Source organism: Streptomyces sp. CNP082 (assembly GCF_059570535.1).
The window spans coordinates 34,913-55,129 of sequence record NZ_JCANSZ010000024.1 but is presented as its reverse complement, the minus strand read 5'-3'; the positions used below and the strand labels follow the sequence as shown (position 1 = coordinate 55,129).

The 20,217-nt window shown below is 75.8% G+C and carries 15 protein-coding genes; 9 read left to right on the top strand and 6 right to left on the bottom strand.

The genetic code is table 11. From position 1 onward, the window contains the following. Nucleotide 1 precedes the first annotated feature (1 nt). The 4 genes from B124_RS19900 (at nt 2) to B124_RS19885 (ending at nt 4,892) form a co-directional block, all read left to right on the top strand. Entirely contained in the window at nt 2-2,146 is a 2,145-nt protein-coding gene (locus B124_RS19900) for a branched-chain amino acid ABC transporter permease (protein ID WP_496504235.1), read from the top strand. A 136-nt stretch (nt 2,147-2,282) separates the two neighbouring features. Next, nucleotides 2,283-3,122 (top strand): ABC transporter ATP-binding protein, encoded by an 840-nt coding sequence (locus tag B124_RS19895; protein WP_496504234.1) that lies wholly within the window; start codon nt 2,283-2,285, stop codon nt 3,120-3,122. 8 nt (nt 3,123-3,130) lie between these two features. Next, nucleotides 3,131-3,847, top strand: coding sequence for an ABC transporter ATP-binding protein (locus B124_RS19890; RefSeq protein ID WP_496504233.1), 717 nt, complete (start codon nt 3,131-3,133; stop codon nt 3,845-3,847). Between the two features lie 151 nt (nt 3,848-3,998). After that, nucleotides 3,999-4,892, top strand: coding sequence for a universal stress protein (locus tag B124_RS19885; protein ID WP_496504232.1), 894 nt, complete (start codon nt 3,999-4,001; stop codon nt 4,890-4,892). A gap of 236 nt (nt 4,893-5,128) precedes the next feature. On the opposite strand, the gene B124_RS19880 is transcribed toward B124_RS19885, so the two are convergent. Then, on the bottom strand, nt 5,129-8,311 hold the full coding sequence (locus B124_RS19880) for an AfsR/SARP family transcriptional regulator (RefSeq protein ID WP_496504231.1): 3,183 nt from the start codon (nt 8,309-8,311) through the stop codon (nt 5,129-5,131). Between the two features lie 304 nt (nt 8,312-8,615). On the opposite strand from B124_RS19880, the gene B124_RS19875 reads away from it, so the two are divergent. Both B124_RS19875 and B124_RS19870 read left to right on the top strand, forming a co-directional pair. Further along, nucleotides 8,616-9,881 carry a hypothetical protein gene (locus B124_RS19875; protein ID WP_496504230.1) on the top strand — a complete coding sequence of 422 codons (1,266 nt, stop codon included), beginning with the start codon at nt 8,616-8,618 and terminating at the stop codon, nt 9,879-9,881. Beyond that, complete coding sequence (locus B124_RS19870; protein WP_496504229.1) at nt 9,878-10,480, top strand: hypothetical protein; 603 nt, start codon at nt 9,878-9,880, stop codon at nt 10,478-10,480. The genes B124_RS19875 and B124_RS19870 overlap by 4 nt, the downstream gene beginning before the upstream one ends. Before the next feature lie 10 nt (nt 10,481-10,490). Here B124_RS19870 and B124_RS19865 read toward each other — a convergent pair whose 3' ends face one another. The 3 genes from B124_RS19865 to B124_RS19855 all read right to left on the bottom strand — a co-directional run bounded on the left by B124_RS19865 (nt 10,491) and on the right by B124_RS19855 (nt 13,701). After that, nucleotides 10,491-12,614 (bottom strand): ATP-binding protein, encoded by a 2,124-nt coding sequence (locus B124_RS19865; protein ID WP_496504228.1) that lies wholly within the window; start codon nt 12,612-12,614, stop codon nt 10,491-10,493. 339 nt (nt 12,615-12,953) lie between these two features. Next, nucleotides 12,954-13,550, bottom strand: coding sequence for a TetR/AcrR family transcriptional regulator (locus B124_RS19860; protein ID WP_496504227.1), 597 nt, complete (start codon nt 13,548-13,550; stop codon nt 12,954-12,956). 19 nt (nt 13,551-13,569) lie between these two features. Next, entirely contained in the window at nt 13,570-13,701 is a 132-nt protein-coding gene (locus tag B124_RS19855; RefSeq protein WP_496504226.1) for a hypothetical protein, read from the bottom strand. A 159-nt stretch (nt 13,702-13,860) separates the two neighbouring features. Here B124_RS19855 and B124_RS19850 point away from each other — a divergent pair, with 159 nt between their 5' ends. Continuing rightward, complete coding sequence (locus B124_RS19850) at nt 13,861-14,985, top strand: M24 family metallopeptidase (RefSeq protein WP_496504225.1); 1,125 nt, start codon at nt 13,861-13,863, stop codon at nt 14,983-14,985. Nucleotides 14,986-15,109: 124 nt separating this feature from the next. Here the strand turns inward: B124_RS19850 and B124_RS19845 are convergent, their stop codons facing one another. Then, a complete protein-coding gene (locus tag B124_RS19845) occupies nt 15,110-15,763 on the bottom strand; it encodes a DUF427 domain-containing protein (RefSeq protein ID WP_496504224.1) in 654 nt (217 codons plus the stop codon). Nucleotides 15,764-15,766: 3 nt separating this feature from the next. Continuing rightward, on the bottom strand, nt 15,767-17,212 hold the full coding sequence (locus tag B124_RS19840; protein ID WP_496504223.1) for an MFS transporter: 1,446 nt from the start codon (nt 17,210-17,212) through the stop codon (nt 15,767-15,769). 132 nt (nt 17,213-17,344) lie between these two features. Between B124_RS19840 and B124_RS19835 the strand changes: the two genes are divergently transcribed. Together B124_RS19835 and B124_RS19830 are read left to right on the top strand one after the other, a co-directional pair. After that, a complete protein-coding gene (locus B124_RS19835; RefSeq protein WP_496504222.1) occupies nt 17,345-18,295 on the top strand; it encodes an AraC family transcriptional regulator in 951 nt (316 codons plus the stop codon). Between the two features lie 354 nt (nt 18,296-18,649). Further along, entirely contained in the window at nt 18,650-20,191 is a 1,542-nt protein-coding gene (locus tag B124_RS19830; RefSeq protein ID WP_496504221.1) for a glycoside hydrolase family 3 protein, read from the top strand. Nucleotides 20,192-20,217 lie beyond the last annotated feature (26 nt).

Genomic DNA, 20,217 nt, shown 5'->3' with positions numbered 1-20,217 from the left:
GATGGGCGCGTTCGATGCCCAGCTCGTGCCGGCGGTCGACGGCGTCGCCTACGGGCTGCTGCTGTTCGTCGTCGCCGCCGGCCTGAGCCTGGCGTTCGGCACCGCCGGCGTGCTCAACCTGGCACACGGCACGCTGTACGCGGTCGGCGCCTACACCGGCGCCGAACTCAGCGACGGCACCTGGGGCGGCCTCGCCCTCGGGCTCGTCGCCGGCACCGCGGCCGCCTGCGCGGCGGGCGCGGTGCTGTCGGCGGCGACGGCGCCACTGGCCCGCCGCGGCCATCTCGACCAGGCGCTGCTGACCTTCGGGCTGGCCCTGATCGGCGGCAATCTGCTCGTCGAGGGGTTCGGCGCGGACGAGATGCCGGTACGCGTCCCGGACGCGCTGGACACCTCCGTCGACCTCCTCGGCCACCGCTACCCCGCCTACCGGCTCGGGTTCATCGTGATGGCCGTGGTCCTCGCCGCGGCCGGCACCTGGGTGCTCACCCGCACCCGCGCGGGCGCCGCCGTACGCGCCGCGGCCGACGACCCGGAGATGCTGGCCACCACGGGGCTGAGCCCCCGGGTCGTGCACACCGGCGTCCTCGCCGCGGCGGGGGCGCTGGCCGGTGCCGCCGGCGTGCTCGGCGCGCCGATCATCGGCCCCGGGCCGAGCACCGGGGACACCGTGCTGATGCTCTCCCTCGTGGTCGTGGTCCTCGGCGGGCTCCGGTCGCTGTGGGCGACGCTGGTCGCCGCCATCGGGGTCGGCGAGGTGCAGACGCTCGGGGTGTCGGTCGCCCCGGACTGGGCGCCGTACCTGCTCTTCGCCGCCATGGCCGCGGTGCTGATCCTGCGCTCCGGGCGCGGGCTCGCCGAGCCGCACGGCCCGGAACCGGGCGGCGACCCGCCGCCCGACCCGGCGGAACGGCTGCGCCGCGCGCTGGCGCGGGTGCCGTGGCCGTGGCGCGACGCGCTGGCGGCGCGCCGGGCCAAGGCGGCGGCATCGCCGGCTGCGGCCGTTAAGGCGGGCGGCGCCGGGCGGATCGCCGCGGCGGCCCGCGCCGCCGCCCCGCTGCTCGTCCTCGTCGTCGTGCTGGCCTTCCTGCCGATGATGCTCGACGCCTACTCCCTCTCCCTCGCCGGCTACGCCCTGGCCTTCGGCCTCCTCGCGGTCAGCGTCACCGTCGTCACCGGCTACGCCGGGCTGCCCACGCTCGGGCAGAGCGCGCCGTTCGCCGTCGGCGCGTACACCACCGCCAAACTCGCCGAGAACGACTGGACGGTCGGGCCCGTGCAGGTGGTGCTCTCCGCCGCCGTCGCCGCCGCGTTCTGCCTGGTGACCGGACCCGCGGTGATCCGTGCCCGCGGCACCACCGTGCTCATGATCACCGTCGCGGTCGGCGAGCTGACGGCCATCGCCATCGGCCAGTGGAAGTCCGTGACCGGCGGCACCGACGGCCTCGCCGGGTTCCCCTCCACGCAGGCGTTCTGGGGCGGAGAGCCGCTCTTCGAGGAGCTGGCGATCTACCAGTACGCGGCCGTGGTCGTGGTCTGCGTCGTCGCCGTGGCGCTGGTGCTGCTGCGCTCGCCGGCCGGCAAGCTGCTCACCGGCTCGCGGGAGGCGGAGGAGCGGATGCGCGCCTCGGGCCACCCCGTGACGCGGTACCTGCTGGTGGCGTACGTCGGCGCGGGCGCGCTGGCGGGCGCCGGCGGCTCGCTGCTCATCGCCGTGCAGAGCTACGTCTCGCCGGCCGACGTCGGCTTCGAGATCGCCGCGCTCGCGCTGCTCGCGGCCGTCATCGGCGGCATCACGTCGGTGATCGGCGCGCTGCTGGGCGCCGGGCTCATCGTCTACACCCGCGACTGGCTCGCCGGGTCGTGGCCGGGCCACGGGCCGCTGCTGCTCGGCGCGCTGTTCGTCGCGGCGGTCTACCTGCTGCCGCGCGGGCTCGCCGGACTGGTGTCCGGGACACCCCGTACGGCCGCCGCGGACGGTGCGGATGACGCCTCGGATGGCGCGGACAGCGCAGACACCGGGGACGGCGAGCACGCCGGCGGCGCCGTGGGCCGGGTGCCCGCGCCGCGCAGGGCGGGCGACACCGGCCCGCCGCGGCCGGCGAAGGCGGGCCCGCCGGCCCGGGACCGGAAGGGGACGACGTGACCGTGCCCGCCGCGGTGTGTCCCACTCCTCGTACGGGCCGGGCGGCGGCGTGCACCGCCGGCCCCTCCGCCGCGCGCACGGAAGGCGGCAGCCCGGCCGCCTCCGGCGCCCCCGTCCGCGTACGGAAGGGCACGTCGTGACCGCATCCGCCGCCCCCGCGGCTCCCGCCGCCCTCGAACTCGACGGCCTCACCCGCCGTTTCGGCAGCCTCACCGCGGTCGACGGGGTCAGCTTCGACCTGCCCGCCGGTGCCCGGCACGCCCTCATCGGGCCCAACGGCGCCGGCAAGACCACCCTGCTCAACCTCATCGCCGGCACCGAGCGGCCCGACCAGGGCTCCATCACCTTCCTCGGCCGCGACGTCACCCGTACCGCACCCGCGCGGCGCAGCCGCCTCGGCGTCGCCCGGAGCTTCCAGCAGCCCACCGCCATCCCGGACCTGACGGTCCTGGACAACGTGCTGCTCGCCTCCTGGCGGCACCACCCCGAGCGCCGCGGCGCCTGGCGGCGCACCGCACGCCGCGGGCGGCTGGCCGAAGCCGCCGCGCAGCGGCTCGCGGACGTGGGCCTCACCGGGGTGGCGGACCGGCCGGCGGGCTCCCTGTCGCACGGGCAGCGCCGGCTGCTCGACCTGGCCGCCGCGCTCGTCGCCCGGCCGCGCGTGCTGCTGCTCGACGAGCCCGCCGCCGGGCTCACCGACCGGGACGTGGTCCGGCTGATCGACGTGCTCGGCGCCCTGGACGACGACATCGCCGTACTGCTGGTGGAGCACAACACCGAGGTGGTTGCGCGGCTGGCCCGTACGGTCACGGTGCTGGTGACCGGGCGGGTGCTGGCCTCCGGGCCGGTACGGGAGGTCTTCGACCTGCCCGAGGTGCGCAGCGCGTACCTGGACGCCGCCACCACGGCGGACACCCCGGCCGCCGGCGGCACCGCGGGTGCCGCCGACGCCCACGACCCCGGCGCCAAGAGGTGACCCGCCCCATGCTCCGCATCTCCGGACTGTCCGCCGGCTACCACGGCGGCACCGTCCTCCACGACCTCGACCTCGACGTCCCCGAGGGCAGCGTGCACGCCGTCGTCGGCCACAACGGCGCCGGCAAGACCACGCTCGTCCACGCCGTCGCCGGCCTGCTGCGCCCGGCGACCGGCACCGTCGAGGTCGCCGGCCGCGACGTCACCGGCCGCCCGGCGCACCGCATCGCCCGCGCCGGCGTCGGCCTCGTACCCCAGGGCCGCCGGGTCTTCGCCCGGCTGACCGTCGCCGAGCACATCCGCCTCGCCCACCGCCCGCCCCGCACCGGCGGCGTCCGGCCCTGGACCCCGGAGCGGGTGCTCGACCTGCTGCCCCGGCTCGGCGAGCGCAGCACCCACCGCGGCACCGACCTGTCCGGCGGCGAGCAGCAGATGCTGGCGCTGGCGCGGGCGCTGCTGGGCTCGCCGCGCGTGCTGCTGCTGGACGAGCCGACGGAGGGCCTGGCGCCGATCCTGGTGGGGCAGATCCTCGACCTGGTCGGCACGCTGGCGGGGGAGGGCCTCGCGGTGCTGCTGGTCTCGCCGAGCCCGGCGTCGGCGGCGCAGTGCGCCGACACGGTGACGGTGCTGACGTCGGGGCGGGTCACGGCCCGGCTGGACGGGCCGGCGGTGCGGAAGGACCCGGCGGAGCTGCACGAGGCACTGGCGCTGACGGCGACGCACTGACGGGGGCCTCCGGCCCCCGCCCCCGCCCGCCGGCCACGCACCGCTTGCCCCCGGCTCACCCGCTCACCCGCTCACCCGCCGCCGGCTGGCGGGACCGGCGGCGGTGGGCAAGCCTGGTGAGACGGCACGTGTATCCAGGAGACGGAGGCCGATGGTGAGTGCACCGGTGCTGGTGGGTGCGGACGGGTCGCCCGAGAGCCTGGAGGCGGTCGCCGTGGCGGCCCGCGAGGCACGGATGCGCGGCACCGGCCTGCGTATCGTGCACGCCTTCTTCTGGCCGGTGATGCGGGTGCCGCTGGAGCCGTCGTCGGTGGGCCCGCCCGGGGGCGGGCTGCGCAACCACGCGGACCAACTGGTCGCCGAGGCGGTACAGCATGCGCGCGAGGCCGAGCCGGACGTCGCGGCCGAGGGCGCCGTCATCACCGGCGACACCATGCCGGTGATGGTGGAGGAGTCGCGCGACGCGGCACTGGCTGTCGTCGGCAGCCGCGGGCTCGGCGCGTTCACCGGCCTGCTGCTGGGCTCGACGGCCGTGCACCTGGCGGCGCACGGCCACTGCCCGCTGCTCGTCGTACGCGGCGAGGGCGACCCGGCGCGTGAGGGCCCGGTGGTGGCCGGCATGGACGGCTCACAGGCCGGCGACCCGGCGGTCGAATTCGCCTTCGCCGAGGCCGCGATGCGCAACACGGGCATCCTCGCCGTACACGCCTGGTCCCCGTGGAAGGCCGAACTCCCGCCGCCACAGGACCCGGCAGCGCCGTACGCGAGCGGCTCGGGCGACCTGGAGGAGGACGAGGAGCGCGTGCTCGCCGAGGCCCTGGCGGGCCGGCACGAGCGCTACCCGGACGTCCGCGTCGAGCGCCGCGTGCTGCGCGGCGGCCCCCGGGAGGCGCTGATCGAGGCGAGCCGGGAGGCGGCGCTGGTGGTCGTGGGCGCGCGGGGACGCGGCGGCCTCACGGGGATGCTGCTGGGCTCGGTGAGCCAGGCGCTGCTGCACCACGCGGACTGCCCGGTGGCGGTGGTACGGGCGACGATGGGTAAGTGAAGATTTGCACTTCGCGAATCAGTGCTAAGATCCACGCGGACATTGCGACGTGTGTCCCCACACGTAAGTTTTCGATGAGAGGCCCTCCGTGCGCGCTATAGCCGTGCTGATCACCACGACCCTTACCTTTGCAGTAGTTGCAGGCGCAACGGAGTGGATGTACAGGGAGCCCGCCGGCTCCGGCACTCACGCCACCGCCTGAACCGCGCCAGCGCGCACCCATGACCGGCTCCTGATCAGGAGCCGGTCATGCCATGCTCCCGCAGCAGCTCCGCGACCCTGGCCGCGTCCGAGTCGGCCTCCCACGCGCGGTAGAGCCGCATCGCCTCTTCCGCGTACCGCCGCATCTCGCCCTCGGCGCCTGCGGCCAGCGCTACCCATGCCAGCCCCTCCAGCGCGTGTGCGCTGCCGAGGGGGAATCCTGCCTCGTCGGCGATCCGGTGGCCGAGTTCGTACGTCTCGCGCGCTGCCGTGAGCTTGCCCGACCGTCTGTGCACGTCGGCCAACCCGACCAGCGCCCGCTGCCGTTCGTACGCGTTGCCGATCGTCGCGGCCAGTCGCGCGGCCATGCCGAAGTGCAGTGCGGCCTCGCTGCGCCGGCCGCACTCGGCGTACGTGTCGCCCAGGCTCGTCAGCGCGTGCACCTCGCCCAGGGCGTCGCCGGCGGCCCGGTGGCTCTGCAGGGCCTGGTGGAAGCAGACCAGCGCTTCTGAGGTGTGGCCGGTCGCGTGGTGCACGGTGCCGAGGTTCGTGGAGAGGGTGGCCAGGTCCCGGCGTTCGCCGTAGCGCCGCATCAGGGCCAGCGACTGCTCGTAGTACGTGCGGGCCGCGGCGTAGTCGCCCTCGTCGCGCCGAAGCTCCCCGATGTTGTTCAGACTGCGTGCCTCCCCGTAGCGGTCGCCGATCTCGCGGCGCAGGGCCAGTGTCGCGTGGGCGGTTTCCACCGCCTCGTGGTGTCGTCCGGCATACCTGAGGGCGAGACCCCGCACGTTCAGGCACTGCGCCTCGCCATGGCGGTCGCCGTTCCTCGCGTACAGACTCAGCGCCTCGTTCAGCACGCGCAGGGTCGCTTCGCTGTCCCCGGCCGTGACATGGGACCTGCCGGCCTGGTACAGCGCGTCCGCACAGCCCGGTTCGTCATCGCGGCGCCGGAACTCCGTCAGCGCCTCGCGGGCGTTGCGCAGGGCCTCCTCCGGGTTGTCCTTGGCACGTTGCGCCGCGCGGTCCACCAGCGTGCGGGCCAGCGTGGCGCTGTCGCCGCGGGTGCGCAGGACGGTGAGGGCCGCGTCGTACAGGGCCGCCGCGGGTTCGCGGGCGCCCCAGCGTTCCAGGGACGGGGCAAGGACGTGGGGGAACAGCGCCGCCGTCGCCGGGGCGGCGGTGGCGGCGCGGGCGGCGGTGGCCAGGAGGTTGGCGCGCTCCACCGACAGCCATACCGACGCCTCGTCGGCATCTGCGAACTCCGGTGCGTACGGGGAGACCAGGTCCGGCGGCAGGGGCAGGATGCGGTGGTGCGGGTGGGCGAGTCGGGTCGCGCGGTGTGCGCCGGTCAGGTAGTGGGCGGCGAGGCGTTCGAACGCCGCCTGCCGCGCGGCCGGTTGCCCGGCGCGCCGGCCGGCCTGGAGACCGAAGAGGCGGGTGAGGTCGTGCAGGCGGTACCGGTCCTGTACAGGCTCGTCCAGCAGGTTGCAGTCCTGCAACTCGTCGATGCTGCGCCGCGGCCCCGCCGGCGGGACGTCCGGCGCGGCGCCCACGAGCGCCAGCACCGCGGTCGGCGCCAGGTCGGGGCCGGGAGCCAGGGCCAGGGCGCAGAGCATGTCCCGGGCCGGGGCGCTGAGTTCCTCGTACGACAGACGGAACGCCGAGGCCACCGCGGCGTCCAGCTCGTCGAGCGGGTCGGCGGCCTGGCTGAGCCGGCCGAGCAGGTGCGCGAGGTCCCAGGAGCCGCGGTGCCGGAAGCGCCCGGCGAGCAGTTGCAGCGCCAGCGGTTGGCAGCCGACGGCGGCCACGACCTCGGCCAGCGTCGCGCCGTCGCCCGGCAGCCGGGCCGCGCCGACGATACGGGTGAACAGCTCCGCCCCCTCCGCCGCCGACAGCACGTCCAGGTGCAGCTCCTCGGCGCCGTCCAGCCGCAGCCGGTTGCGGCTGGTGACGATCGCCCGGCAGTCCGGCGACGCGGGCAGCAGCGGTTCGACCTGCGCGGCGTCGCGGGCGTTGTCGAGGACCAGCAGCAGCCGCCGGCGCGCCGTCCACTCCCGCCACGCGCCCGCCCGCTCGTCCAGCGTGTCCGGCAGCTTCGGCGCGCCGCACGTCTGCAGCAGCACGGCCAGCGCCTCGGCCGGGTCGTACGGCTGCTGGCCGCTGAAGCCGCGCAGGTCGAGGAAGAGCTGCCCGTCGGGGTACGCGCGGCGCAGCCCGTACGCGACGTGGACGACCAGGCTCGTCTTGCCCACGCCTGGCATCCCTTCGATCACGGTGAGCGGCAGCGCCCGCCGCTCACCCCGGCCGGGCGCCGCCCCCGGCCCCCGGCCCGTGCCCGGGCCGCTGAGGAGCAGGCTCAGTTCGCTCGTCCGGCCGGTGAAGTCGTGGATGTCGCGGGGCAGGTTGGTACGGGGCGCGGGCGTCACCACCGCGTCCACCGGGGTGCCGGCGGCGGGGGTGGGGGCGGCGAGCAGGTCGCGGTCCTGTTCCAGGATGCGCTGGTGCAGGTCCCGTAACTCCGCCGAGGGCTCCATGCCCTGCTCCTCGTCGAGCCGGCGGTGCGTGGTGCGGTAGAGGTCCAGGGCCTCCACGTGCCGGCCGCAGCGGTACAGCGCCAGCATCAGGGAGGCGACGAGCCGCTGGGCGAGCGGGTTCTCCGCCACCAGCTCCCCCAACTCCCCGATGAGATCCGAGTGCCGGCCCGCCTCCAGCTCCAGCCTGATGCGCTGCTCCCGCACCCGGCGCAGGTCCTCCAGCAGCCGGTCGCGGGCGGAGGCCGCCCAGGTGCCCGGGAACTCGGCCAGCGGCTCGCCCCGCCACAGCGACTCCGCGGCGCGCAGCAGCCCGACGGCCCGCCGCCGCTCGCCATGCCCGACGGCCGTCGCGCTCTGCGTCCGTAACTCCTCGAAGCGCAGCAGGTCGACGCTGCCGGGCGTGACCCGCAGCCGGTACAGCCCCGGCGAGGGCTTCTCCAGCTCGATCGTGTCCCTGTACGGCTTCAGGTTGCCGCGCAGCCGGGAGAGCAGGACGTGCAGGCTGCCCGGCGCGCTCGGCGGCGGGGTGCCGTCCCAGACCCGCTCGATGAGGGTCTCGGCGGTGACCGGGCGCCCGCGCGCGTGCACCAGTACGGCCAGGACGCAGCGCTGCTTGAGCGACCCGAGGTCGCGGCGCTGCTCGCCCTGCCAGAGTTCCAGCGGTCCCAGAGCCCGTAGTTCCACGCGTCGCTCCACCATCGCCCCGCGGGACCGTCGCCCCGCGGTCGGATCCCCTCCCGTGGCGGCGCCCCGCGCGCACGCCGGGGACACCTCACCATCGCCACGCCAGTACGGCCGCGCCAGGGGAGCGGGACGGGGCGCACGGATGCGCGCGCCGGGCGCGCGGGAGCCGGCCCGCAGGCGGAGTGCAGGATTCCTGCAAGCCTCGTCCCAGTCCCGGCGGGCAGCCCGCCTCTGTGGCCGCGAAGCCACGCGGCCACCGCGGCCGGGTGATCGGCCGGAGCAGAGGAAACGGGGAACGACAGGGATGGACATGGCGATACGGGAAGGACGCTGGCACGTGCCGGTGCGGCTCGACGTCGAGCGGTGGGCGACGAGGCGTACCAGCAGGCGGGTGCTGGTGGTGGTGCACACGGTGACGTCGGGGCAGCGGGTGCTCGAAGCGGTGCGGCTGCTGGAGGGGGACCCGCGGGTGCAGGTCTGCTTCACCGCGGCGCCCGACGTGTTCAGCAACGGAGTGACGGCGTTCCTGGAGCGCCTGGGCGGCCTCGTGCTGCCCTGGGACCAGGCGGCGCAGACCAGGTTCGACCTCGCCCTGGCGACGAGCTACGAGGGCCTGCACGAGCTGCACTCGCCCGTGCTCGTCCTGCCGCACGGCGCCGGGCACAACAAGATGGTGCCCGAGCGCCGCCGCGGGCGCCTCGCCGCGGCGCGCGGCACGTACGGGCTGGCGCGCCAGATGCTGGTGCGCGACGGGGCCGTGATCCCGGAGACGATCGTGCTGGCGCACGAGGAGGAGCTGTCCCGGCTCGGCCGGGAGTGCCCCGAGGCGCTGCCCGTCGCCGCGGTCGCCGGCGACCCGTGCTACGACCGCATCCAGGCCAGCCGCCCGTCCCGCGCGCTGTACCGCGAGGCGCTGCGCGCCGGTTCGCGGCAGCGGCTCGTCCTGGTGTGCTCGACGTGGGGGGCCCACTCGCTCCTCGGCCAGGGCTGGGAGCTGCTGCACCAGTTGGTGCGGGAGCTGCCGCGGGAGGACTTCCGGGTGGCCGCGCTGCTGCACCCGAACGTCTGGAACGGCCACAGCGAGTGGCAGATACGCAGCTGGCTGGCGGAACTCGGCCGCGCCGGGCTGGCCGTGGTCAGCCAGCACGCGGACTGGGTCGGCCCGCTGGTCGCCGCCGATGTGATCGTCGGGGACCACGGCTCGACCACCTTGTACGGTACGGCCACGGGCGCGCCGGTGCTGCTGGCCGAACTCACCGGCCCCGACGACCTGGACCCGGCGTCGCCCATGGCGGAACTCGCCTCCTTCGCCCCCCGGTTGCGCACCGACCGGCCGCTGGCGCGGCAGCTCACCCGGGACGTACGGGCGTCGGTCCGGCCGCGCTACGAGCACGTCGCCGACCGCATCACCTCGGAGCCGGGGAGGTTCGCACGGCTCATGCGCACGCTGCTGTACCGGAAGCTGCGGCTGCGCGCCCCCGGCGGGCTGCCGGGCGCACCGGTCACCGAACCCGCGGCTCTGCCGCGGCTGATGCGTGCGGCCGGGCCGAGCGGCCTGGTGGTGCCGTGACGGCCGCGGGGGATCCGGTGTGCCTGGTGACGGTGGCGGGGCTCACCGCCGCGGTGCGGGACATACCGGTGTACGCGGACGAGTCGCCGGCGGGCCCGCGGTTGCGCCACGGGCATCCGCGGTCGCAGCCGCAGCCGCAGCCGCAGCCGCAGCCGCGGTCGTTGCCGGGGCCGGTGCACCGGGTGCGGGCCGAGGTCCGCCGCGGCACCGGGCTGCCGGTGGCCGACGAGCACGTGCGCGCGGGGCTGACGGCACCGGCGCCGTGGTCCCGGGTGGCCGACGTGCTGCTGGTGCCGGGCGGATCTCCCGGGGAGGTGCGGGCGGCGGCGGAGCGCCACCCCGGCGCGCTGGTCGTGGCGGCGTACCGCGGTGACCGGTGCCTGTTGCGCTACGGCGGCCGGGTCCTGTGCCTGAGCGCCGCCGGCTCCGGCGCCGACGGCCCGGGGCCCGGGTGGCGCTGGCGCGCTGTGGCCTCCGCGTTCCACGCCTGGCTCGCGGCCGGCCTGCTCACGGGTCCGGTCAGTGGGCCCGTACGGCTGCGGACCGCGCGCCTGCCCGCAGAGCGTGCCGCTCCGCTGACCGCCGCACCCCCGGGGTGACCCGGCGCGGTCAGCCGTCCGTCAGCCGCCGCAGCCGCTCCCGTACCGCCGCCGCCTCCGGCGAGTCGGAGCGGCCCGCGGCGGCGTGGAGGTCCAGCGCCTCGCGGCAGCGGTCCCGGGCCGGCCCGGCCTGACCGCGGTGCTCGGCGAGCGCTCCCAGGCCCGCCATGGCGCGGGCCGCCTCGAAGTCGGCGCCGACGGCGCGGAACTCGGCCAGCGCGGCGGTCAGATGGTCCTCGGCCCGGTCCGCCAGGCCGCGGTCGAGGAGGGCGAGGCCCAGGAGCGTACGGGCGCGGGCGGCGTTGTACGTGTCGCCCGCGTCCCGTAGCACGGCCAGCGCGTCCTCGGCGTGCCCGGTGGCCGCCTCGGGGTGCCCGCCGGCCAGCGCGACGTCGGCGAGGTTGTGGCGGGCGAGCGCGCCCGCGCGCACGTCGCCGGCGGCGGGCAGCTCCTCGGCGGCGCGGGTGAACAGCGCCTGCGCCTGCTCCAGTTCGCCGAGCCGCTGGTGGGCCAGGCCGCGGTAGTTGAGGGTACGGGCGTGGCCGAGGGCGTCTCCGGCGGTGCGGAACAGCCGGGCGGCCTCCTCGAACATCTCCAGGGCGCGGGTGTGCTCGCCCAGGTCCAGCTCGACCAGACCGCCCGAGGTGAGCATCCGGCACTGCGCGGCCACGTCGCCCAGTTCGCGGGCGGCGGCCAGCCCCTCCGCGTGCGCCGTGCGCCCGTGCTCGTAGGACTTCCGGCGGATGAAGTGGGGCCATAGCGCGTCCGCGGTCTGCCAGGCCGCCGTGGGTACGCCGGCGGGGCGCGCGCGGCGGATGACGGCCATCAGGTTGGCCAGTTCGCGGTCCATCCAGCCGAGCGCGCCGGCGGAGTCGTCGCCGACGTACGGCGCGAAGTGCGGGCCGGGTCCGTAGTCGCGGGGGAGCGTACGGTGCTGCGGGTCGACGATCTCCTCGGCGCGGGTGGCGCCGGCGAGGTAGTGGTCGGTGATGCGGCGCAGCGCGGCGGCCCGCTCCCAGGCGGGCTCGCCGGCCTCGGCGGCGTCCGAGGCGTGCAGGCGCACCAGGTCGTGCAGGCGGTGCCGGTCCTCGCCGACCTCGGTGAGGAGGTTGGCGTCGAGGAGTTCGTCGAGGGGGTCGCCGGCCTCGTCGCCGAGGGCGGCCGACGCCGCCGCGCCGCTGAACTCCGGGCCGGGGTGCACGCCGAGCAGCCGGTAGAGCCGGGCGGCGCGGGGCGGCAGTCCGCGGTACGACAGGTCGAGGCTGGCGCGTACGTCGTGGTCCCCGGGGATCGACAGCGCCGCCAGCCGGCCGCGCTCCTCCGTGAGGGTGCGCTGCATCGCGGCGAGCCCGCGCCGCGGGCGGGCGGCCAGCCGGGCGCCGATCACCCGCACCGCCAGCGGCAGCCCGGCGCACAACTCGACCAGGGAGCGCGCCGCTTCGGGCTGGGCCGCGACCCGGTCGTCGGCGAGCGTGGCGCCGAGGAGCTCGACGGCCGCGTCGCCGGCGAGGGGTTCGAGGTTGAGGACGGTGCCGCCGTCGACGACCAGGCCGGCGAGCCGGCTCCGGCTGGTCACCACCACCAGGCTCAGGCCCGCGCCCTGCAGCGGGCGCACCTGCCCGGCGCTGACGGCGTCGTCGAGGAGGACGACCAGGCGCCGCTCGCCGGTCAACGACCGGTAGAGCGCCACCCGTTCCGCGAACGTCCGCGGCACGTGCTGCGGCGCCACGCCCAGCGCGCGCAGGAAGCGGCCGGCGACCTCCTCCGGGTCGGCGGGGCCGGTCGGGGAGTGGGCACCGAGGTCGGCGTACAACTGGCCGTCGGGGTACTCCTGCCGCAGGCTGTGCAGCCAGGACAGCGCGACCGCCGTCTTGCCGACGCCGCCCAGCCCGCTGACCGCCGCCAGGGTGCCCTGCCCGGCCCGCACCCCGCGCACGCGGCGCTCCTCCAGCGCGGCCAGCTCCACGGTGCGGCCGGTGATCCGCGCGGTGGGCGGGAGCTGCCACGGCACCGCCCGCGCGGGGGCGGGGGCGTGGACATGGACGTCGCCGTGTACGGCTCCGGCCTGGACGACGGGACCGTTGACGGTCCCGCCGACTTCGTTGCGGCTGACGTGCCCTGCATCCCCGTGCACGCGTCCCTCCCGAACCATCCGCAAGGTACCCAGGCCATCCGGTGACACCCCGGGGGCGCGCCGTTCCGGAGAGTGACGTGCCCTTGCGGTGAGTATGCATGACGGCAGGAATCCGCCAACCCCGCGCGGCGGCGGGGAGGAACCGGCTCCGTGGCTTCGAAGGCCCGCGCCGTTGCGGGCCGGCCGGTGTTCTCGTACGGCAGGGGCACCGGTGCCCGTCATCAGCCGCACGGCGAGATCACCCGGTCCCCGGTCAACTCCGCGACCGGCCGGGGGACTTCAGCGTGTCACACCCTGTCCCGCCGGGCCGGCCCGGGACCGTACCCCCAAGGGCGCGCGTCAGGCGCCGATGCCCGTGAGGAGGAGGTCCACCGCGCCCTCCAGGAAGGCGTCGTCGAGCGGTTCGCGGGTCAGCAGCAGGCGGGTGTGCAGCGGGCCCATGAGGGACTCGAAGGCCAGGTGGCGGTCGACGCCGGGGCGGAGTTCACCGCGGGCCTCGGCGCGGTCGAGGACCGTCGCGCCGACCGCGAAGCGGGTGGTCCAGAACTGGTCGCGGGCGGCCTCGTACTCCGCGAGGTCCTCCTGCACCGCCATCCGCAGCAGCAGGCCGCCCAGCGGGGTGCGGACGAAGACGGCGGTGCTGTTCAGGAGGGCGAGGAGGTCGCCGCGGAGGGTGCCGGTGTCGGGGGTGGGCAGATCGGTGCGGGTGCGGTCGAGGACGGCGTCGAGGGCGAGGGCGGACTTGGTGCCCCAGCGGCGGTAGATCGACGTCTCGTGGACGCCGGCGCGCTGGGCGACCTCGGCGATCGACAGCGCCTCGGCGCCGTGCTCCAGGACGACGTCCACCGTCGCCTGCAGCACGGCGGCGCGTACGCGGGCGCTGCGCCCGCCCGTTCTGCGGGCGGCGGTGGCGGGCTGGCGGCTGCTTTCCGGCATCCCGCCAACGTAGCGCAGGTCAGTGCGGTGTCGGCCGTTCGGCGTGGGAGGGGGGAAAGGTGGCCACGAGCGCCGCGGTCACCGCGGTGAGCCCCATGCCGCCGGCGGCGAACACGGCGACCAGCGTCCAGAAGTCCGGGGTGAGAACCATCGGGGTGCCTCCTGCCAGTTAACGCAGTAATTCTTGCTTTAAGGTACGCCGGGGCCGGCCTTTATTGCAAGTCGACTTGCGTTACGTGCCTGAGGGGGGTGCAGGGAGTACGTTCGTGGCAGCCCGGCACACCCCGCCGACCAGCCCCGAGGAGCCCGAATGACCGGCGACTTCACCCCGTTCACCGCCGACGACTACCGCGCCCGCATGCGGCACGCCGCGAGCGCCGCCGCCGGCGCCGGGCTCGCCGGGCTGCTCGTCGCCCCCGGCCCCGACCTCGTCTGGCTCACCGGCTACGCGCCGCCCGCCGCCACCGAGCGGCTCACCCTGCTCGTGCTCGCCGCCGGGGCGGACCCGGTGCTGGTGGTGCCGGCGCTGGAGGCCGGCGACGCCGCCAAGGCGGCCGGCGGGCCCGCCCTCACCCTGCGGGACTGGACGGACGGCACGAGCCCGTACGCCGTGACCGCCCCGCTGCTCGACGCCCGCGGCCGGTACGCCGTCAGCGACGACGCGTGGGCCCTGCACCTGCTCGGGCTCCAGCGCGAGCTGCCGGACTCCGCGTACGTCGCCTTCTCCGACGGGCTGCCGATGCTGCGCGCCGTCAAGGACGACGCCGAGCTGGCCCGGCTGACCGCGGCCGGCGCCGCCGCGGACGCCGCGTACGAGGAGATCGTCAAGGCGCCCTTCGCCGGGCGCAGGGAGTCCGACGTCGCCGCCGACCTGGCCGCGCTGCTGCGCCGGTTCGGGCACTCCCAGGTCGACTTCACCGTCGTCGGCTCCGGCCCCAACGGCGCCGACCCGCACCACGAGGCCGGTGAGCGCGTCATCCGCGACGGCGACATGGTCGTCCTCGACTTCGGCGGCCTCGTGCACGGCTACGGCTCCGACACCACCCGCACCGTGCACGTCGGCGAACCCACCGACCAGGAGCGGGAGGTCCACGACGTCGTGCGCGCGGCGCAGGAGGCCGGCGTCCGGGCCGTACGGCCGGGCGTGGCCTGCCAGGAGATCGACCGGGCGGCGCGCCGGGTCATCGCCGACGCCGGCTACGGCGAGTACTTCATCCACCGCACCGGGCACGGGATCGGCACCACCACCCACGAGCCGCCGTACCTGGTCGAGGGCGAGGAGCAGCCGCTCGTGGCCGGCATGTGCTTCTCCGTCGAGCCCGGCATCTACCTGCCGGGCCGGTTCGGCGTACGCATCGAGGACATCGTCACCGTCACCGAAACCGGCGCCCGGCGGCTCAACGGCACCGCCCGCGAGATGGCGATCGTCTCGTAGCGCGGCCCGCCGGCCGGCCGGCGGCACCGACCAGCCGGTGCCGCCTGGCCGTGCCGCCTGGCCGGTGCCGCGGGCGGCGGCCTGCCCACGGCGCCCGGCCCGCCGCCCCGCCCGCCCCCGGCGCTCAACCGCCCCGCTTCACCCCGTCGACCACGACGTCCGCCACGGAGTCGTAGAACGCCAGGTGCCCGGCGATCGGCCCCACCTCGCGCAGCGGGTCGTCGTACGCCCACGCCACGTCCGCCCGCTCCGCCGTGCCCCCGCCGCCGCGGTAGGTCCAGTACGACGCGAAGCCCTTGTACGGGCACCCCGTCCGGGTCGCCGTCGGCTCGAACAGCTCCCACTCCACGTCCGCCGGCGGCAGGTAGAACACCGCCGGCAGCCCGGTCTCGAACACCGCCAGCGGACTGCGCGACTCCGCCACCGGCCTGCCGTCGATCTCCACCCGCACGTGCCGCGCGCTGCGCAGCACGTCCACCCGGTGGTACGGGTCCCGCGGCCCCACCGGCAGCTCCTCGTCCTCCTCGTACCAGCGGTCCAGCGCCGACCACCGCACGGACACGTACTCCGCCAGCTCGGCGTCCCCCTCGTACGGCCGCGCCGCGTCGGGCACGAGGTCGAAGCGGACGTCGTGCCGCGGGAAGGCGTACCGCACGTACGGACTGCCCGCCTCCCGCACCAGCAGCGCATCCTCGCTGTCGACGACGAGGTCGCCGCCCAGCCTGCCGCGCACCCGCCGTTCGCTGCGCTCCCAGGTCCTGGTGTCGAACGTCAGCATCGGTCATACCTCCTGGCGGTCGGGGGTCTTCCCGGCCGTGACCGGTGCAACGCCGGCGACTGCCCGGGGCTTCCCGAGCGCGAGGGCGACCACCATCGCCGCCACCATCAGCGCGGCCGACACCCAGAACCCGTCGCGCAGCCCCGCGGCGGCGTCCGCCGGGCCCGCGGCGTCGCCGGGGCCGGCCACGGCCACCACGATCGCCAACCCCACGGCTCCGCCGATCTGCGACGCGGTGTTCGCCACCCCCGACGCCGTGCCCTGCTCGCGCGGCGCGACGCCGGCGGCGGCCGCTGCGAACATCGCCGGGAACCCGTACGCGGCGAGGCTCCACACGGCCATCCCGGGCAGCATCGCCCAGTACGAGCCGTCCTCGGCCACGACGACGCCTACCCCGGCCATGCCCACGGCGACCCCGCCCATGCTGCTGGCCAGCGTGGTGCGCAGGCCCCAGCGGTTCAGCATGCGCGGGGCGACGACCGAAGCGGCCACCGCGGCGAGCAGGCTCAGCGGGAGGAAGCCGAGGCCGGCCTCCAGCGCGGAAAAGCCCAGCAGGGCCTGCATGTAGGTGGTGAGGACGAAGTACGAACCGCTGAGCGCGCCCAGGAACAGGAACAGCGTGCCCATGCCCACCAGCAAACTGCGGTTGCGCAGCAGCCGCAGCGGCACGAGCGGATCGGCGACGCGGGACTCGACGAACAGGAACGCGCAGAACAGCACCGCCCCGGCCGCCAGCGCGCCCGCGCCGCGCACCGTCAGCCACCCTTCCTCGGGCCCGCTGACGAGCCCGAGGACCACCAGCAGCGAGCCCGCGGTGGCCAGCGCGGCACCGGGGAGGTCGAGCCGGGTGCCCGTTGCGCCCGCTGCGCCGCGCGGCACCACCGCCGCGGCGACCACCGCACCCACCAGCGTCAGCGGCACGTTGACGTAGAAGACGGCCTCCCAACTCGCCCACTCGGTCAGCACCCCGCCGAGCATGGCGCCGGTTGCGAGCCCCGCGCCGCCGCCCACGCCCCAGACCCCGAGCGCCCTGTTGCGCTCGGCGCCCTCGGCGAAGGTCGTGGTGAGCAGCGAAAGGATCGCCGGGGTGAGCACCGCGCCGCCCAGCCCCTGCGCGGCGCGGGCGGTCACGAGCATCCACGGCTCTGTCGCCAGCCCGCCGGCCAGTGAGGAGACGCCGTAGACCACCATCCCGAGGATGAACATGCGGCGCTGCCCGACGATGTCGGCGACGCGTCCGGCGAGCATCAGAAGGCCGCCGAGCCCGAGGAGGTAGGCGCTGATCACCCACTGCAGCGACGACTCGGAGAAGCCGAGTTCGGCGCCGATCTCGGGCATCGCGACGATCACGATGTTGAAGTCGATGGCGATGATGAACTGGGCGAACGCGAGCAGCGCCAGGATGAGCCCGAGGCGCGGGCGGGCGGACGCACCGGAAGAAGATGACACGAGGGGTCCTTCGTACGGAAAGTCGGGAACACCCGTCAACTTAGGTACGCCCAATGGCCCGATGAATGTCCCAGAGTGCCAAGAGCATGTCTGATCGTGCTCAACACCGGGCAGCGGGGATACGATCGGACCGTGGACATCCTCAGCGACGCGCTCGCCGTCGCCCGCACCGGGAAGCCGCACTCCGCACGGATGGAGCTGCGCTCCCCGTGGCGCGTCCACATCGAGGCCCTCGCCGGCGCCGGGTTCCATGTCGTGCTGCACGGCTCGTGCTGGATGATCCCGCCTGGCGGCGGGAGGCCGCTGGCGCTGGAGGCGGGAGACCTGGTGTTCTTCCCGCACGGCATCGGGCACGACATGACCGACGACCCCGACTCGCCGGCGAGCCTCTCCGCCCGCACCAGCCTCGCCGACCTCGCCGCGGACGGGGCCGACGACGACCCCGTGGGCAGCGCCGGCGGCGGCTGCCGGTCGACGGTCCTGCTCTGTGGCGCGTACCTGATGGCGCGGACCCGGCCGCACCCCCTGCTCACCGGGCTGCCGGACGTCGTCCACCTGTCGACGGGGCTCGGCCGGCACGACGGCCTGCGCGCGGCGATCGAGCTGCTCGGCGGTGAGCTGGGCCGCCCCGGCCTCGGCGCCGCGGCCGTCCGGCCCGCGCTGCTCGACATGCTGCTGGCCTTCATCGTGCGGGCCTGGTACGAGGAGCACGATGCCGCCGGTGGCGGGGGAGCGGCGGACGGCTGGGCCCGCGCGGTGGCGGACCCGGCCGTCCGGGCCGCCCTGGACGCCATCCACCGCGACCCCGGCCGCGGCTGGACGGTGGAGTCGCTGGGGGCCGCGGCGGGGATGTCGCGCGGGGCGTTCTCGCGCCGGTTCGCGGCGCTGACGGGCAGCCCGCCGCTGACATATCTGACGTGGTGGCGGATGACGCTGGCGGCGCAGCGGCTGCGCGAGTCGGACGCCTCGCTGGGCGCGATCGCGGGGCGGCTCGGCTACACCTCGGAGTTCGCGTTCGCGAAGGCGTTCAAGCGGGCGCACGGGGTCGCCCCGGGTGCGTACCGCCGCGATCGCGCGGGCTAGCTCCGGCGAGCCCCGCCGCCTGCCCGTCCCCGGTGCCCGGTCTCGGTCGACACGCGCCCACCTCATGTCCGTTTTGGGGTAACTTGAAGCGACTTGCTGGTCTACCGTGTGGCGTCCCCTGACCGTTTCGGGTGCGGAGCAGGTCATTCCGTGTGCGGTCGCATGGTGGAGTTCCTTGACACTCCCGATTGGTATAGGCCAGTATCCGGCATTGGTCTGTACCAAGTCTTTCCATGCCGCGTCAGCCCCTTCAGCCCCTTCCGACACACCTTCCACACCGATCGCACCCGTCGCGCGCCCGGCCCCGCAGTCCGTCGAGGCCGCCGTCCCGCCCCTGCTCCCGCGGAGGTCTCCATGGCAGCCAACAACCCCGAACTCGCCCGGCTGGCCCACTCGGTTCTCCAGCCCGGGTTCACGGGCACGACCGCGCCCAACTGGCTGCGCCGCAGAATCGGTGAGGGCCTGGCCTCGGTGGTGCTGTTCGGCCGCAACATCGTCGACCCCGAGCAGGTGGCCGCCCTCACCGCCGCGCTGCGCGCGGAGAACCCCGACCTGATCATCGCCATCGACGAGGAAGCCGGCGACGTCACCCGGATCGAGGCCGGCACCGGCGCCACCCGCCCCGGCAACCTCGCCCTCGGCGCCGTCGACGACGTCGAGCTGACCGAGCAGGTCGCGTACGACACCGGCCGCCAACTGCACGCCATGGGAGTCTCGCTCAACTACGCCCCCTCCGCCGACGTCAACTCCAACCCCAAGAACCCCGTCATCGGCGTCCGCTCCTTCGGCGCCCGCACCGACCTCGTCTGCCGGCACACCGCCGCCTGGATCCGCGGCCTGCAGTCCGCCGGCGTCGCCGCCTGCGCCAAGCACTTCCCCGGCCACGGCGACACCAGCGTCGACTCCCACCACGGCCTGCCGCACGTCGCCGCCGACGCCCGCGAGATCGCCCGCACCGCGCTGCCGCCGTTCACCGCCGCCATGGAGGCCGGCGTGCGCACCGTCATGACGGCGCACATGCTCATCCCCGCCTACGACGACAGCCTCCCCGCCACCCTCAGCCCGCGCATCATCCGCGACCTGCTCCGCGGCGAACTCGGCTTCACCGGCCTCGTCGTCACCGACGGGATCGAGATGGGCGCCGTCTCCGACCTGTACGGCATCGGCGGCGCCACCGTCCGCGCGCTCGCCGGCGGCGTCGACGCCGTGTGCGTCGGCGGCGAGAACGCCGAGGAGTCCGTCACCGCGGACCTGACCGACGCCATCGTCGCCGCCGTGCGCGACGGCAGCCTGCCCGAGGAGCGGCTCGCCGAGGCCGCCGCCCGGGTGCACGAGTTCGCCGACTGGTCCGCCGCGCTGACCCGCAGAGTGCCGGCCGGCGACCCCCGCGGCGGGGACGGGGCCGGCCACGAGATCGGCCTCGTCGCCGCCCGCCGCGCCGTCCGGGTCCACCGCGACCCGGCCGGCACCGCCCGCTTCCCGCTCGTCGGCGATCCGCACGTCGTCGAGTTCTCACCCGTCACCAGCCTGGCCATAGACGGCCGTACGCCCTGGGGCGTCGCCGCCCCGCTGCGCGCCCTGCGCCCCGGCACCACGTCGGTGCGCCTCGGCGAGGCCGAGCTGACCGGCGCCGCCGGCGGCGCCGGGGACGTGCTCGACGGGCAGGCGCTGCGCCCGGCCGACGGCCGGGAGCTGGTCGTCGTCGTCCGCGACGCCGCCCGCCACCCGTGGATGTGGCAGGCGCTGGCCGACCTCGTACGGCGGCGGCCCGACGCGCTCGTGGTCGAGATGGGCCTGCCCGCCGAGGACCGGCTCGGCGCCGTGCACCTGTCGACCCACGGTGCGACGCGCGTCTCCGGCATCGCCGCGGCCGAGGTCCTGACCGGCGCGGTGTGACGGCAGCACGCAAGAAGAGTCACCTC

What these genes read in the sequence shown, in the direction of transcription:
- B124_RS19860 (WP_496504227.1), bottom strand. Translation starts at nt 13,550, where the DNA reads ATGCCGGAAAGCAGCCGCCAGCCCGCCACCGCCGCCCGCAGAACGGGC.
- B124_RS19875 (WP_496504230.1), top strand. Translation starts at nt 8,616, where the DNA reads ATGGACATGGCGATACGGGAAGGACGCTGGCACGTGCCGGTGCGGCTC.
- B124_RS19885 (WP_496504232.1), top strand. Translation starts at nt 3,999, where the DNA reads ATGGTGAGTGCACCGGTGCTGGTGGGTGCGGACGGGTCGCCCGAGAGC.
- B124_RS19850 (WP_496504225.1), top strand. Translation starts at nt 13,861, where the DNA reads ATGACCGGCGACTTCACCCCGTTCACCGCCGACGACTACCGCGCCCGC.
- B124_RS19845 (WP_496504224.1), bottom strand. Translation starts at nt 15,763, where the DNA reads ATGCTGACGTTCGACACCAGGACCTGGGAGCGCAGCGAACGGCGGGTG.
- B124_RS19890 (WP_496504233.1), top strand. Translation starts at nt 3,131, where the DNA reads ATGCTCCGCATCTCCGGACTGTCCGCCGGCTACCACGGCGGCACCGTC.
- B124_RS19900 (WP_496504235.1), top strand. Translation starts at nt 2, where the DNA reads ATGGGCGCGTTCGATGCCCAGCTCGTGCCGGCGGTCGACGGCGTCGCC.
- B124_RS19830 (WP_496504221.1), top strand. Translation starts at nt 18,650, where the DNA reads ATGGCAGCCAACAACCCCGAACTCGCCCGGCTGGCCCACTCGGTTCTC.
- B124_RS19855 (WP_496504226.1), bottom strand. Translation starts at nt 13,701, where the DNA reads ATGGTTCTCACCCCGGACTTCTGGACGCTGGTCGCCGTGTTCGCCGCC.